General features: G+C 53.7%; 14 protein-coding genes. 6 read left to right on the forward strand and 8 right to left on the reverse strand.

The genetic code is table 11. From position 1 onward, the window contains the following. Positions 1 to 3 precede the first annotated feature (3 nt). The 5 genes from leuC to E3U44_RS05920 form a co-directional block, all read right to left on the reverse strand. Complete coding sequence (gene leuC / locus E3U44_RS05900; protein WP_134357126.1) at positions 4 to 1,413, reverse strand: 3-isopropylmalate dehydratase large subunit; 1,410 nt, start codon at positions 1,411 to 1,413, stop codon at positions 4 to 6. A 32-nt stretch (positions 1,414 to 1,445) separates the two neighbouring features. Further along, positions 1,446 to 4,715, reverse strand: coding sequence for an efflux RND transporter permease subunit (locus E3U44_RS05905; RefSeq protein ID WP_134357127.1), 3,270 nt, complete (start codon positions 4,713 to 4,715; stop codon positions 1,446 to 1,448). Further along, the gene (locus E3U44_RS05910; protein ID WP_134357129.1) at positions 4,716 to 5,966 is read right to left on the reverse strand and encodes an efflux RND transporter periplasmic adaptor subunit; all 1,251 of its coding nucleotides are present in this window, start codon (positions 5,964 to 5,966) and stop codon (positions 4,716 to 4,718) included. Between the two features lie 579 nt (positions 5,967 to 6,545). Then, complete coding sequence (gene aroC, locus E3U44_RS05915; RefSeq protein ID WP_134357130.1) at positions 6,546 to 7,655, reverse strand: chorismate synthase; 1,110 nt, start codon at positions 7,653 to 7,655, stop codon at positions 6,546 to 6,548. A gap of 561 nt (positions 7,656 to 8,216) precedes the next feature. Then, on the reverse strand, positions 8,217 to 9,032 hold the full coding sequence (locus E3U44_RS05920) for a M48 family metalloprotease (protein WP_134357131.1): 816 nt from the start codon (positions 9,030 to 9,032) through the stop codon (positions 8,217 to 8,219). A 159-nt stretch (positions 9,033 to 9,191) separates the two neighbouring features. On the opposite strand from E3U44_RS05920, the gene E3U44_RS05925 reads away from it, so the two are divergent. The 6 genes from E3U44_RS05925 (at position 9,192) to E3U44_RS05950 (ending at position 12,713) form a co-directional block, all read left to right on the forward strand. Continuing rightward, positions 9,192 to 9,704 (forward strand): sulfotransferase, encoded by a 513-nt coding sequence (locus E3U44_RS05925; RefSeq protein WP_166805004.1) that lies wholly within the window; start codon positions 9,192 to 9,194, stop codon positions 9,702 to 9,704. Then, on the forward strand, positions 9,701 to 10,090 hold the full coding sequence (locus E3U44_RS05930) for a hypothetical protein (protein WP_134357134.1): 390 nt from the start codon (positions 9,701 to 9,703) through the stop codon (positions 10,088 to 10,090). The genes E3U44_RS05925 and E3U44_RS05930 overlap by 4 nt, the downstream gene beginning before the upstream one ends. After that, entirely contained in the window at positions 10,084 to 10,419 is a 336-nt protein-coding gene (locus E3U44_RS05935) for a glycosyltransferase family 1 protein (protein ID WP_166805005.1), read from the forward strand. Before E3U44_RS05930 ends, E3U44_RS05935 begins: the two co-directional genes overlap by 7 nt. A 151-nt stretch (positions 10,420 to 10,570) precedes the next feature. Beyond that, on the forward strand, positions 10,571 to 11,158 hold the full coding sequence (locus E3U44_RS19555; RefSeq protein ID WP_206054911.1) for a hypothetical protein: 588 nt from the start codon (positions 10,571 to 10,573) through the stop codon (positions 11,156 to 11,158). 363 nt (positions 11,159 to 11,521) lie between these two features. Continuing rightward, positions 11,522 to 11,899, forward strand: coding sequence for a metalloregulator ArsR/SmtB family transcription factor (locus E3U44_RS05945; RefSeq protein ID WP_240761743.1), 378 nt, complete (start codon positions 11,522 to 11,524; stop codon positions 11,897 to 11,899). Between the two features lie 307 nt (positions 11,900 to 12,206). Next, the gene (locus E3U44_RS05950; protein ID WP_134357136.1) at positions 12,207 to 12,713 is read left to right on the forward strand and encodes an arsenate reductase ArsC; all 507 of its coding nucleotides are present in this window, start codon (positions 12,207 to 12,209) and stop codon (positions 12,711 to 12,713) included. A 54-nt stretch (positions 12,714 to 12,767) separates the two neighbouring features. Here E3U44_RS05950 and trhA read toward each other — a convergent pair whose 3' ends face one another. From trhA to E3U44_RS05965, 3 genes are all read right to left on the reverse strand, one after another. After that, positions 12,768 to 13,385 (reverse strand): PAQR family membrane homeostasis protein TrhA, encoded by a 618-nt coding sequence (gene trhA / locus E3U44_RS05955; protein WP_134357137.1) that lies wholly within the window; start codon positions 13,383 to 13,385, stop codon positions 12,768 to 12,770. A gap of 3 nt (positions 13,386 to 13,388) precedes the next feature. Next, positions 13,389 to 14,567: a BaiN/RdsA family NAD(P)/FAD-dependent oxidoreductase gene (locus tag E3U44_RS05960; RefSeq protein WP_134357139.1), complete on the reverse strand. Its 1,179-nt coding sequence runs from the start codon at positions 14,565 to 14,567 to the stop codon at positions 13,389 to 13,391. A gap of 182 nt (positions 14,568 to 14,749) precedes the next feature. Then, on the reverse strand, positions 14,750 to 15,247 hold the full coding sequence (locus E3U44_RS05965) for a hypothetical protein (protein WP_134357140.1): 498 nt from the start codon (positions 15,245 to 15,247) through the stop codon (positions 14,750 to 14,752). Positions 15,248 to 15,452: the final 205 nt, after the last annotated feature.

The following is a 15,452-nucleotide window of genomic DNA, read 5'->3' on the forward strand; positions in this document are numbered from 1 at the left end:
TGCTTAGTGCTTGAGGGTGGAAACATCCATGAAATGGCCGGCAATGGCAGCCGCCGCGGCCATGGCCGGGCTGACCAGATGGGTGCGTCCTCCCTGGCCTTGACGACCTTCAAAATTGCGATTGGAGGTGGAGGCGCACCGCTCTCCCGGCTCCAAGCGATCGGCATTCATGGCCAAACACATGGAGCAGCCAGGCTCCCGCCATTCAAAGCCCGCCTCTTTAAAGATTTGATCCAAACCTTCCTCTTCGGCCTGGCGTTTTACCAGTCCGGAGCCAGGGACCACTAGGGCCTGTTTGATATTCCCGGCCACTTTATGGCCAACCACCACCTGGGCAGCTTCCCTCAGGTCTTCAATGCGGGCGTTGGTGCAGGAGCCGATAAAGACGATATCGGGACGAATTGCACTGATGGGGGTATTGGCTTTAAGGCCCATGTATTCCAGGGCTCTTTCTATGCCAGCCCGCTTGGTGGGCTCGGGTTCCTGCTGGGGATCCGGTACCTGCCCGTCAATGGAGACCACCATTTCGGGAGAAGTGCCCCAACTCACCTGGGGTTTAAGGGTGCTGACGTCCATCGTGACCACCCGATCAAAATGGGCATCCGGGTCGCTTCGGAGGGTTCGCCAAGCGTCCACGGCTTGATCCCAGTAAAGGGAAGAAGGGGCAAAAGGCCGGCCTTTGAGGTAGTCGATGGTGATCTCATCCACGGCGACTAAGCCTGCTCGGGCGCCGGCTTCGATGGCCATGTTACAAAGGGTCATGCGCCCTTCCATGGATAAGGCGCGAATGGTTTCTCCGCCAAACTCGATGGTGTAACCGGTGCCGCCGGCGGTCCCAATCTGGGCAATGATCGCCAGGATGAGATCCTTACTATACACCCCCGGGGCCAGCTTGCCGCTGGCCTGGATCAGCATATTTTTGGACTTTCTCTGGAGCAAACACTGGGTGGCCAGCACATGCTCCACCTCGGAGGTGCCGATGCCAAAGGCGAGGGCGCCGAAGGCCCCATGGGTGGCGGTGTGGGAATCGCCACAGACAACGGTCATGCCGGGCAAGGTGGCTCCTTGTTCCGGGCCGACGATATGGACGATACCCTGGCGGGGATCATCCATCCTAAATTCAGTAAGGCCTAGCTCCTGGCAATTCCGATCCAGGGCTTCCACTTGGGCCCGGGAAATGGGATCCTGAATGCCCTGGCTGCGGTCAGTAGTGGGCACGTTATGATCCGGTACCGCCAGATTGGCTCCCTGCCGCCAGGGCTTGCGGCCCGCAAGGCGTAGTCCCTCAAAGGCTTGTGGGGAGGTGACCTCATGGACCAGGTGTCGGTCGATATAGAGTAATGCGGTGCCGCCCGGATCGGTGCGGACTACGTGGGAATCCCAGAGTTTGTCGTACAGAGTTTTTCCGCCCATTGCTACCTCTTAATCTCCTACCTGGTGGCCGGCTACTGCTGTCTTGAGCCGGCATTCTCTGCTGATATTTTACGCATTTTTCCCTGTTTGCGCTGCTCCAGTTCGTAAGTGTTGATGGCCGTGTATTCGCGGCTAGAAATCGAATCTAGGCCTATTTCTGGTGCTGCCTTGCGGGGGGTGGCCGCTTTCGGGGTCGGTTTGAGCCGGGCGAGGCTACTTTCATAGATGGAGAGCAGGGCGGGAACGACTAGGAGCACCAGCACGGTGGCGAACATCAAACCGAAGGAAATGGAGACCGCCATGGGGATCAAAAATTGGGCTTGTAAAGATCGTTCAAAGAGCAAGGGGGTCAAACCGCCAATGGTGGTCAGAGAGGTCAACAGCACCGCCCGAAGGCGTTGGCAGGCCGCTTCAACCAAGGCCTCATTATAAGGTTGGCCTTGCTCTCGAAGCTGTTTGTAGAAGGTGACCAAAATAATGGAATCGTTCACCACGATACCCGAGAGACCAAAGAAACCAAACAAAGACAAAATGGTGAGATCAATGCCCATGACATAATGCCCGAGGATTGCCCCGACCAGGCCCAGGGGAATGGCGGCCATAACCACCAGAGGCCAGCCATAGGAAGAAAATACCCCGGCCAGGATTAAATAAATCAGGGCCAGTGCCAACAGCACACCGCGCTGCATGTCGCCGAGGGTATCCCGCTGTTCCTCGGCCCGGCCTTCGAACCCGGTTTGGATTCCATAGCGCGCCCGTAGCTCGGGCAATAGGCCACGTTCTAGATCGGCCAGAATTCGATTGCTGTTGTTGATGGTCCGGTCTACAGTACCGGAGACATGGACCGCCAGCTTACCCTGGGTATGGCGTAGGACATCAAACCCCCGCCGCGAGCTTAAATCGACCACGGTATCGAGGGGCGCCGTGCTGCCGTTGGGAAGCTGAATAGCCAGATGGGTGAGGCTGGCCAGGCTATGGCGTTCATCGTCGGGTAAGGTGACCCGCACTTCAATCTCATCTCCCCCCTCCTGGAATATCTGAACCAATCGGCCCTCGTAAGCGGACCGAAGCTGTCTGCCCACATCTTCCACCGTGAGTCCCAGGGATTCTCCTTCCGCTGTCAAGCGGTAAACGAGTTGCTCTTGGCCGTAGGGCAGATCATCCTCCACGGCGGAGACCCCAGGAGTTTTCCTGAGTGCATCCGCCAGCTCCACCGCCGCCGATTTCAAGGTCATTTCATCTTTCCCTACCAGGGCAATATCTAAGTCTTGACCCGGAGGTCCCGTCTGCTGCTCAGTCAAGGTAAAGCTTTCGATTCCGGGGGGCAGCTCAATCCGCCCTTTCCAGGCTCGGATAAATTCTTGATTCCGGACCTCGCGCCGATCAGGGGAGATCAGTTCCACAGCAACTAAGCCGAAGCGATCTCCATTGCGGGTGGCGCGGCCTCCGGCAGTGGTGGTTGAGCCAAGTTTTACAGTGGAGGCCACAATTAAATCTTGGCCAAAAGCCGCTTCGGTCTCATAAAGGGCCTGTTCCAACTCGGTGATGAAAGCGGCGACTCTTTGGGGAGGGGTGCCGGCCACAAAGCTCGTATTGGCAAAGATGACAATGCCCTCGGGTGAAGGAAAGAAGGTGAAGTTAATGCGCCCCCCCAGAAGCAGGCCCAGGGCTATCAGCAACAACCCTAAAGCTGCGCTTATGGTGCTCCACCGATGTCTAACCGCGAGCAGGGCCAAGGGTCGGAAAAGGCGCTCTCGGAAGTGTTCAAAAGCTTGGTTTAATAAGCGCCGGACTTTGCCTTCCCGATGTTCTTTCATCCTTTCAAAGCTATGCCGCAGGTGACCTGGTAACACCAGAAAGCTTTCAATCAGGGAGGCGAGAATGACGCAGATCACCACCATGGGAATATCAAATAGGATATTGCCGGTCACATCGCCTATCAGCATCAAGGGGAGAAATGCCGCGATGGTGGTTAAAGAGGATGCCAAAACCGGTAGGAGCATGCGGCGGGCCCCCTCCTCAGCCGCTGGCAATGGCGGCAATCCCTGTTGATGCTGGGTGAGGGCGTCTTCGCCCACGACGATAGCATCGTCAACAATGATCCCGAGGGCCATAATCAATGCAAATAGGCTGATCATGTTGATGCTGCCCCCTGCAGCCCACAGGACCGCCAGGGTTGCTAAGAAAGACACGGGAATCCCAATGGCTACCCATCCTGCAACCCGACCATTGAGAAATAGAAAGAGGATTCCAATGACCAGGATTAAGCCGCCCCCCCCATTTTTGAGCAAAAGCCCAATGCGCTCCTTAATCAGCTCCCAGGATTGATTGAAGAGATGCAGTTCAATACCTGTTGGTAAGGTGGGGCGCACTTCTTTTAACCATTGGGCTAAAATTTCCGCGCCTTGGAGTGAATCCCCGGTTTCGGCACGTTGCAGCTGCAACTCGACGGCCGGTTTCCCTTGGTAAAGAAGTCGGGTTTCCCCATCCCGAGGACGGCGCTCAATGGTGGCCACATCCCCTAAGCGAATCAGGCGGCCGTCGGCCTCCGCCTTTAACGGGATGTCGGCAAACGCCAAACTATCGCGTCGCTGCTCCAGACTACGTAGCTGACGAGCCACGTCGTCGCGGCCAATGGTCCCTGCAGGGAGATCCCGGCTGATATTCGCGACTCGCTCAGCCACTTGGCCGAGGGACATTTCCAACTCATGCAGGTGTGCTACCGGTATTTGGATGGCGATTTCCTGTTGAGGCAGCCCTACGATAGCGATTTTAGCAATGCCCCGATTGAGTAAATCCCTTTCAAAATTGTGTACCAGCTGCCGCAGTTCCCGGGGGTCCTCAGGGCCAGTGACCAGAACCCGGGCGATATTTTCATAGCGTGATACCAGGCTGCTCTCGGGGGATTCCGAGTCCAAGGGTAAGTCGCGAATCTGACCGATTTGTTCTTTGACCTTGTCAAGGGCCACCCCCATGTCGGTGCCTTTATGGTATTCCAGAGTCAGAGTCGATAAGCCATAGGCCGAGGTTGAGGTGAGTTTTTTGAGTCCATCTAGGGTGCGCAGTTCTTCCTCCAGACGCTCGGTAATAGAGCGGGAGACGTCCTCAGCGCTGGCTCCGCGCCAGACTACACTGACATTGATAACATCCAGGGCAAAATTGGGGAAAAATTGACGGTTGAGCTGAGAGAGGGCCCACATCCCCGAGACTATCATGGTCAGCATAAGCAGATTGGCGGCCACTCGATGTCGGGTAAACAGGCCGATTAGCCCCCCTTGGGGTGATGATGATGCGTAATCCACTTAGCCTGCTACCGTCTCAACCCGTAACCCCTCCATGGCATTGGGGAGCTGGGTGGTGATCACCCGATCATCCTGGTGTAACTGGGGACTTTTGACCAGCACCCGGATTTGACCTTCCTGGTTCTGATACTCACCGATTCGCTCTACTGCCACGGCCCGCATCCGGCCCTCCACCAGCTTATAAACCCGATCCAGGCCGTAGATGGCTTCAAAGGGCAAGGCCACCACATTCTCCACCGGCGGTAATTGCAACTGGAGTTCCACGAAATTACCCAGGGGTAGGGTGTGCCCTGGTTCTTCTAACTTCAGCAGCGCATCAACGCCGCCGCTGCCTTTTTCGACCCGTCCCGCTAAGCGGTCGAGCAGGAAGGTCAAGGGGGTTCCATTCACTGTACCGGTTGCCTGCAATTGCTCATTTTGGGCCAATGCTTTGCGGATCTGGGCCACATAGCCGGAGGGAACTTGGGCCCGGACTTCTAGAGCATCGGTATCGTAAATTTCAAGCAGGTCATTGCCCGCTTGCACCCGATCCCCGGTCGCAATGGCAACCGAGGCGATCCGGCCTGTGTAAGGGGATAGAATTTGAGTTCGCTCCAGATCTAGTTTGGCCTGGGCCAGCAGTGCCTGGGCCCGCAGTTGCCGGGCTTCCAGTTGGGCCAGCCGGGCCTGATGATCATCAACGGCAAGTAAGCGGGTGTTGAGTTCCAGCGCTTGTCGCTCCTCCGCTTGTTGGGCTTCATCCAGTGCCGACCGGGGAGTGAGCTTCCGTTGCTCGAGGGTCTTGGCCCGTTCCACCGCCCGGCGACTTAATTCCAATAATGCCTTCTCATGTTCCAAGGCTTTCAAGTCACGCCGATGACGGACTTTCTCGCTGGCGATAAGCGCTTGAATTTCTTCTAGATCAGCTTGGCGCTGGGCTAATTCTAGTTTTACTTCTCGCTTATCGAGCTGGACTAACAATTGGCCGCCATTGACGAAATCCCCTTCTTTTACTTTGACTTCCTGCACATCCGCCGTGATGGCGGCCCGTAGCTTACTCGAGCGGGGGGTTTCAATACGCCCATAGAGGGGGAGGGTCGGCCGTTTTTGGCTGGGATTGACTTGCGTCACCGCCACCCGCCATATGGTTTCTTCCTGATCTGCTGCAGGCTTGGTTGGCTTGCTCTGAAGCAAGCCGGCAAATATGCCTAAGGAGGCAAGCAAGATAATAATGGGTAAGGCTATTTTCACGACTTTGCTTCTGGCCGGCATGGGATCTCCTCAACCATCCCTAACAAGCTCGTCCGTTTCCTACAGCACAAGGCTTCCCCTACACGAAAAAAATCGCATCGAAATTTAAAATTTAATCAAATCGATGGGGGATAATCGTAGTGAAGAACGATATTGATTTCGTGTTTTCAATATTCTGTATTCTGGGCAGCCTATTCCGGGGTACCAAGGGATAAGGACGACTCATGGGTGTATCTCATTACGGAAGTTTCCGGTAAGGAAACTTTTTCCCCGTCGTTAGACCACCAAAGGGCTGCAGAGTTTTTTCTGGGGCAATCACTTAGGGGGGAGTGCCCTTCCAGGGTTAGGCGACCCGTTTGCTGCTTTTCTTTTTCTTAGGAAGTTTTTTGCTGTCCCCGGGGGGCTGGGAAAATAATAAAGGAATCAGGGCGAAGGGACCGAAAAAAAACCCCAGTCCTGCCCAAAATACCGGTTCCCGGCCTTTCTTTCGTGCCACGAAGTAAAGGACAAAAGCAAAGGAAAGGTAAAAAATCAAAAGGTATATCATGGTTGCTCTAAGCTCTTAAAATGTTGCTTTACCCTTAAATATTTAACCGGATATCAGCCGGTGCCACCAGGGTGGGGAGGGACGGGGGATAATTCCGGCTTAACATCCATGTTTTGGGCCCGATGGCGCAACAGGTGATCCATCAGGATCAGGGCGACCATGGCTTCCGCAATCGGGGTGGCGCGGATACCCACGCAAGGGTCATGGCGGCCGGTGGTGATGACTTCCACCGGTTCGCCACGGGTGTTAACGGTGCGCTCCGGTAGGCGAAGGCTGGAGGTCGGCTTTAAGGCAATGCTGGCGAGAATATCCTGCCCGGTGGAAATTCCCCCCAGGACACCGCCAGCATGATTACTGAGAAAGCCTGCAGGGGTAATCGGGTCCCGGTGCTCGGTGCCCTTTTGGGTGATCGCTGCGAAGCCGGCCCCGATTTCAACGCCCTTAACGGCGTTAATGCTCATGAGGGCATGGGCTAGATCGGCATCAAGGCGATCGAAGACGGGCTCGCCCAGGCCGGGGGGGACCCCAGTAGCGGTGATGGTAATTCGGGCCCCAATGGAGTTGCCTTCTTTGCGGAGGGCATCCATATAGGCCTCGAGTTCAGGGACTTTGTCCGGGTCTGGGCAGAAAAAGGGATTTTGTTCCACGGTGTCCCAGTCTAATCGCTCAATTCGAATCGGCCCGAGCTGGGCCAGATAGCCTCGAATTCCTATCCCATACCGCTGTGCCAGATATTTCTTGGCAATGGCCCCTGCGGCCACCCGCATGGCCGTCTCCCGGGCCGAAGAGCGGCCACCTCCCCGGTAGTCCCGCAGGCCATATTTTTGCAAGTAGGTATAGTCCGCGTGGCCGGGCCGGATCTGCTCCTTGATTTTGTCGTAATCCCGGGAGCGTTGATCGACATTTTCAATGATCAGGCCGATGGGAGTGCCGGTGGTTTTTCCTTCAAACACCCCCGAGAGGATCCGGACCTGATCCGGTTCCCGGCGCTGGGTGGTATGGCGGGTTTTGCCAGGTCGGCGCCGGTCCAGGTCGGTTTGAATGTCCGCCTCGCATAAGGCCAGGCCCGGTGGGCAGCCATCCACGATGCAGCCCAACGCTGGCCCGTGGCTTTCGCCAAAGGAGGTGACTGTAAAAAGTTTACCAAGGGTATTGCCAGACATGGCGGTATTGTAGGGCCATTAGGCGCTGGGGGCTAGGTTTTATGGCGAATATTTTCTGCATGTTTTTAATCACGGCGCTTTCACGCTGACAGTTTCGAGAATTCAGCTTACACTGGGCTTTGAACTCCCTTCCTTACATTCTCGCCTCGTCGCCGCAATGGGGTCAGGGTGTAAAGCGTTTAGGGGCAAGCTTCCTCTTGTCCAATAAGGGCAGGAGTGAGGCGCTGTATTTGGAGTGTGCCCGATCCAAAATCTTCTCTAACTGAAACTGCCGTTTAGGGGCGCGGTGATCTGGCCGCGGATTTCCCCTAAATTCGAGACCCACATGCGAAAAAACTCTGGTTGCTGCTTAAGTCTTTGTTTCATTGTTCAGAGAATGGGGAAAGTCGAGCTAAAAGTCGTCTATACTAATTTGCGTATGAATTTTATAACAACATTCGTAGGAGTTTACTATGCCTCGCAATATTTTTTATATCATTGGAGTAGTGGTAGTTGTGTTAGCTATCCTAGCTTTGTTGGGCTTGATTTAAAGGCTATATTGCTTCCAAAAATAATTGCTTTTTATGGGCTCAAGCCTTCTGGTACACCGTTAGGGAACACCTCATTGATGACTTGTTGGATATAGGCGACCCGATTAGTAGGCTTGGGATGAGTGCTGAGGAACTCTGGCGGGCTTTGCCCCCCAGAGGCTTGCTCGAGAATTCGCATCACATCGAGCATGCTGCGAGGATCGTAACCGGCCTGGGCAGTCAGTCTTACACCCCACATGTCCGATTCTAATTCGTCTGCGCGACCGTATTTCATATGAACTAGCTGTGCGACAGCCTGGGCCATTCGTGCGGTTTGAATATCACCGCCCGCGACGCCGGCAGCGCCGGCCAATCCTTGTGTCAGGTGCTGCTTAGCGAGTCGCTGTGCTCCATGCCGGGCGAGAACGTGACCGATTTCATGACCTAATACGCCTGCAAGCTGACCTTCAGTAGTCAGCCGATTGTATAATGCAGCTGTTATAAACACCTGTCCACCGGGAAGTGCAAATGCATTTATAATTTGCTTATCTGCTAGCAAATGGAATTCGAAGGGATAGGGATTCTTATTACCCGTTTTTTCCAGAGAGTGATTCAGCGCAGCGATTAACTGAGATCCCACACGGTCTATATGGGCTTGCGCCTGCTGATTAGGTAGCAGGCCATGATGCTGTTGTAGCATTTTGGGTGCGGCATGCAGACCAAGGGCAATTTCTTCTTTGGTGCTGAGTGCTACGCGCTGCTTTTCGCCAGTAATGGGATTGTGATCGGACAGCGAAAAGTAACTAATGAAAGAGATCAAGGCGATAATGGCTGCGATCACTAGGCGACTCATACTGATACGCCTCATAGGTTGGCTCCTTTTGCTTCAAGCTCAAACAATTTAGATTAAATATTCTATTTTATTTTTTGCTGTTGGTGATGCCATTTTCTTTGTCGTTATCGTTTTGAAATATTTCTCCATTAACCTGTATACGCTTTATACATGTATTGTGTAGACAGGGCGATTGTGTTTTTTCTTTTCCTACAAAGCTTCAAGATTTACCTGGCGATAGCTTGGGGCACCTTTGCCCCAGGAGAAAAGGGTTTATCCTGGCGGCGGGCCCTGGTGATGGTGGCATTCCTCCCTGTTTTTGGCCTCGTGCAGGGGCTGCACTGGCTGGGCTTCTTGTTCGACGAAATCTTTTTCCGGGGTTACCGAAAGGTGTCCGTGTTCCAGCCCCTGTTGGTGCTGGGACCACCGCGCAGTGGCACCACTCTACTGCATCGGGTTCTCGCCCAGGATTCCCAATTCACCACCTTTGCCACCTGGGAATGCCTATTTGCCCCTTCGGTGACTCAGCGCCTCTTTTGGTCCTTGGGTTGGCAGTTTGCTTACGGCCTTTCCGGATGCCCGTATCCTCTGCTGTATGCGGGACCCCCTGGCCCCTGGAGACGGTCCCTTCTCAACTCTCTTCCATCCGTTCCGGTATCTAGTTGTTCGACAGCACCTATGGTAGCGCGGCTCTACCCCAACGAATGATTGAGGTCCTGGAGTTTCATTATGAGAACCTGTTGCAGGTATTGGGGCCCTTGCCTTCTCACCGCCGTTTATTTTTGCTGATGGAAAATCTAAGGTCGAACCTGGGTCATGAAATAGAGGCGGCCTACGGGCAACTAGGGATACCGTTCAATGCTGAGTTTAGGCGGGTATTGGACTACGAAGATTCAGACGCGCGCTGCTATAGCAGCCAGCATGCCTATTCTTTAACTGAATTTGGTTTGGATGCTGGAATTATTGAGCGTCGTTTTAGGGCCTACTATGCCCGGCATGAAACCTTCATGGCTGCGCCACTAGCCGTAGGGACCACCCATGCCATCCCCACCCGCAATCAAAGAAAAGTCATAAAAGAGGTCGCCGCATGTTAATGGCATCCGCATCCCCCGCTATTCAAACCCCCCACTTTGTTGAGCAGCAGCGGACTCTACGGGTGGTGATTTTTTCCGATGCGGCGCCAGAGCGTAATGGGGTAGGGGCATACTATCACGATTTAATTGCCCATCTTGAGGACCAGATAGAACATGGGGAGTTCATTTGCCCGAATTCGTCTACCCACGGCTGGCGGGGACGGTTGCGTTTTCCCCTGCCAGGTGATGCCACCCAAGAGATCACCCTACCACCCGTCAGTCATATCGTGCGGCACGTCATCCAGTTTAAGCCCCATGCTATCCTGGACCCTATGGACTCCTCGGGTTAGGCTTGGGTAAGTACGTTGTACCCGCATTCTCATTGGCTTTCACACCCGCTATGAGCGGCTCACGGGTTTATACTGGAATCGGCTCTTTAACGCGGTTAGCCGGTCCTATTTTGGAACTTGCAATCGACTTTTATTCCGCCATGGGGCGGTTGTGCTGGCGAATTCAGAGGATATGGCGGAGGCTGTCCGCAGGGAGGGAGCACGGGTGGTTGAAGTTGTCGGTACTCCTTTATCCAGAGAGTTTCTGAAGACTCCTCCGGCGGTCCTCGGCGGAGAGTTAACCCGGGTCCTTTTTGCGGGTAGATTGGCGACAGAGAAGAATGTGGCGGCGGCAAAATTTCTGTCCTCCCTGGAATTTTGTATTGCGGGGCATGGCTGGAGCCATCGGGTAGAGCGCATAGGAGGACTCAGACACTGCCTCCATAGCCTCCTTCTATCCCGCAAAGCAGGCGAACACCTCGCTCTAGAGGATGAGGATAACGACATTGCCCATTTGATTGCCCGTTGCCATGCCTGGTTCCAGGATCATCGCCTGGGCTCACCTGATTTGTATGTTCCCCCCGCCTGGGCCATGGGCCGCCTGAAATGGGAGCGGTTGCGCAGTTTCCCCTTTCGCTATTACGAGGTCTTTGGGGGGTCTATGATGCCTGCGCCGACCGCTTCATCCGGTTACCCCTGGTGGGATATGAGGCCGATTCCCCCAGGCGGGTTCTTCCCTTGCGTCTTTGGAATGCCCTAAATCTTCGCTGCGCAGGGCCTGCCGTCCCGCTTCGGGTTGCCATTCATCCCCGTGATTTGGCATTGCCATTATCCCAGAATTTGACCCGCTTAGTGGAACGGCCTTTGGTATGTCGGACTTATGGCAGCCTATGAATAATGATTGCCCTGGGGAGGGGGCTGGTGGTGAGGCCAAGATTTCTGATAACCCCGGCCACATGGGTGATCTTTAAAACTGTCTGGATTGACGCCGTTTGTCGTTCCCGCGTGCGCAACTCCTGACTATTTAGCTTCTACTTTGACGACCTTACTAGGCCCTTTTATCTGGTTTTTCCAATCCCTTACCCTGGAATAATTCCTGAGATATATCCTGTTGATGGAATATATGGAAATAGCTATATTCCGTTTAATGAATATAGAGCCGGTGAGTTTATTTGCCGCTTTGGGTCACGGCACACGCCTGCGGTGCTTGCTTTTATTGCTTAGCCACGAAGAGCTCTGCGTCTGCGAAATGACCTACGCCCTGGGGGTAGTGCAACCCCATATTTCACGCCATTTAGCCCAACTGCGCGAGCTTGGTTTGGTGGTCGATCGGCGGGCGGGGCTTTGGATCTACTATCGGGTGAACCCAGCTTTGCCCGATTGGGTTTTCAGGGTACTTTGGGAGACAGTCCAGGGGGCGAGCCACCAGGAACCCTTTACTAGCGATAGAACGGCACTAGCGGCCATGCCCAACCGACCAGGTGCGACCCATTGCGCTTAAGAAATTATTGGAGAACTTTTTAAGTATCTTAGTAAAAGTTTTGAAGTATTCCTGGGGCGAGCCGGTGGTGTGGAGCCAGGGGACAGGGAAGTCCCCGCACCGATTCGCCGGGAGCGAATCGGGACATCCGGAGGATGCCCTCAGGGGGCGCGCATCAAACCCTTTTTTCAGGGAGGAAAAACGGGTTTGCGGAATACCATCGGCTCGCTCCTAAAACACTTCATATTTTATTCATAGGTACTTAAGTAGGGGCTTAAGGCGTGTTAGCGCCGTACCCAGCAAAATTTAGGCTGAAAAGGAAAAGTGAATGGCCGATCAAGTTTTTAATGTACTCTTCCTGTGCACAGGTAACTCAGCGCGCAGTATTATCGGAGAATGCCTCATCAACCAGTGGGGCCAGGGAAAATTTAGAGGATACAGTGCCGGCAGCCATCCTAAGGGGGAGGTCCATCCGCTGGCTCTTGCAGTGCTGCGCCGTCAAAATTATTCCACGGAGTCGTTGCGCAGCAAGAGCTGGGATGAGTTTGCACAATCTGGCGCCCCGGCGATGGATTTTGTCTTTACTGTTTGCGACAACGCCGCTGATGAACAATGCCCCACTTGGCCGGGGCAGCCTATTACCGCCCATTGGGGGATTCCCGATCCAGCGGCAGCGGAGGGCGATGAGGTGGAGCGGATGATGGCCTTCCGGCAGACTTTCAGGGAGCTGGAGAACCGGATCAAAATTTTTATCAATTTGCCCTTTGGTTCCTTGGATACATTGAAATTACAAAAGAAATTAGAGGAAATCGGGCAAACTGAACTGGGAGAGTAGCCTCTAGAATTTTGACCGGACATTAGGGAGCTAATTTCTGGATATCGTCGTCACCTAAACTAGATAAAACAATATAGCAAAGTAGTGAGTAAGGCTACCCGCCAGTACGAATAGATGCCAGACGCCATGAGCATAGGGTAGCTTCTTCCCCAAGGCGAAAAAAATAATGCCAATTGTGTAGAATAACCCGCCCGCCAGGAGCCAAATAAAACCCGTCCAGGGTAAAGCCTGCATTAGCGGATCTAAGGCGATGAGGGCAAGCCAACCCATGAGAAGATAGATGACGACTGGGAGTATTCTACGCCCTTTATGGGGCAGAGAATCTAGCACGATCCCAAGAACAGCAAGGCCCCAGATGATACCCAACAGGGACCACCCCCAAGGGCCACGTAGCGTGACTAAAGTGAAGGGAGTGTAGGTCCCTGCGATCAATAGGTAAATAGTGTGATGATCGAGTTTGCGGAAGATGTGTCGATTCTTCCCCAGGGAACTGTGGTAAAGCGTGGAAGCGATGTACAGCGCACATAAGGTGACGCCATAGATACTGAAGCTTACAATCTTCCAGGGATCACTCTGGCGCGCTGCCAGCACCACCAACACCACAGAACCTATAGTCGCGGCTACTGCCCCCACCAGATGGCTGATGCTGTTAAACCTCTCGCCTTTTTGCATCCCTTAGACTGCTTGCCCGGCAGCATGCCCCGATGCCCAGGCCCATTGAAAATTAAACCCACCCAAATGGCCGGTGACATCCACTACTTCCCCAACGAAGTATAAACCCGGCACTTTTTTGGAGACCATTGTCGCCGAAGAAAGTTCATCGGTATTGACGCCACCCAGGGTGACCTCGGCAGTGCGGTAGCCCTCAGTCCCTTTGGGGCGGAAGCGCCAATGCTGGAGCTGTCTAGCGATTGCCTGTAATTCCTGGGGAGGGTATTGGCGCAGCAGCAGGTTGTCAAATGCCAGTTCGCAGAGGCGTTGGGCCAACCGCTTGGGCAGCTTTTCGGCGAGCACCGTCCTCAGTTCGGCATCGGGGCGATTGCGTTGCCGATCGGCTAGCCATGCCGGGATCTCTATCCCCGGTAATAAATTGACCCGGAGTTCATCAGAGGGTTGCCAGTAGGAGGAAATCTGCAAGATGGCCGGGCCGCTAATCCCCCGATGGGTAAACAACATGCCACCGGGAAAACACCGGTTATGGCAACTGGCCTCGACGAATAACCCAATACCACTTAAATCCCCATACTGTGCCAGAGTCTTTTGGTTTAAGGTCAGCGGAACCAAGGCCGGGCGAGTGGCTCGGATACGATGCCCAAAACGTTTGGCGAGTTCATAACCAAAGCCAGTGGCACCCATCTTGGGAATGGATAGACCGCCGCTAGCCACGACCAAGGCTGTTGTCTGGATGGGACCTAGGCTGGTTTCTAATGTAAAGCCTGTGGCAGTTTGTTGCACCATGGTGATTTTGCAACCTATGTCAATTTGCACGCCGGCTTGTTGGCACTCCGCCACCAACATTTTCACGATCAGCTTTGAAGATTGATCACAGAATAGTTGCCCTAATTCCTTCTCGTGGTAGGCAATGCCGTGGCGCTCTACCAGGGCAATAAAATCCCAGGGGCTATAGCGGGCCAGTGCGGATTTGCAAAAATGGGGATTGGCGGAGAGGAAGCTATCCGGCGTGACGTGGAGGTTGGTGAAATTACAGCGTCCGCCGCCGGACATGAGGATCTTCTTGCCTACACGATTGCTGTGTTCGAGGATTAAAACCCGTCGTTGACGCTTGCCCGCTTCAATGGCGCACATCAAACCAGCAGCGCCACCGCCGATGATCACCACATCCCATCCAGTCATAGACTATAGCGTTTTCCGAATAAATAGGACGTAAACATCGGCCTACCAGGACCTTAACTTCTCAGCCCAACTATCAAGGGAAGGTTATAAACCCAGGGGGCTGGGCTTTGTAGGGCGGTACCCACGTTGATTGTTTCAGTCTGTTCCCATCACAGGGAATTATTAAAGATAAGGCCCGTTTGTTACCGGGCGTGACGGGGGCTTTCCAAATTTTGTCCGCTAAGTTTTAGGGCCAATGATTTAAAGTCATGGAGCTGATTAAAAGCCAAAACCACCAAACCCAATAATTTGATGACTTCTATCCCCATATACACGATATGGTACGGCGCGGAGGAAACCTCTTGGCCGTTGATGATGGCCAGTGTTCTTGCGTCCAACTTGGTAAAAAGAAGGAGGGTCTGAATGATCAGCAGGGCCACAACGCCAGCGGCAAAGAGGGTGGTTTTTCGGGAAGGTTGGCCAAAATAAGTAGCTGCAATGATTAACGCTGCAAAAATAATTTCCACAAAATTGAGGGCATGAAACACGAGGTACCCAATTTCAAGAGCCACGGGTAGGGTCAATGAAGGCGCTTGAAATTTAATGGGGGCTTCCATGAAGCTAATGGCAAGCACAAACCCTATCCAAAGAATGGTAACGATAAAAATCCAACTCCAAAGTGGTAATGATTTGGTCTTCATTGATGCGGATTACCTTACTTATTCAATGCTTTTATAGTTTATAAGTCTTTCGGCAAGATTTTGAAAAGTATGCGGTTGGTTTCGCGCAGCTCAATTGCCCCTAAGAGCCGACAATTCGCGTGCGCTGGGCACGTCAAGAGGCATGTGCCGGCGGGGATGAGAGGCTAGGAAAAATAACTCCTCAAAACTTTCCCTGGGGTACTTA

Origin of the sequence: Nitrosococcus wardiae (assembly GCF_004421105.1) — a bacterium.
GTDB classification, from domain to species: Bacteria; Pseudomonadota; Gammaproteobacteria; order Nitrosococcales; family Nitrosococcaceae; genus Nitrosococcus; species Nitrosococcus wardiae.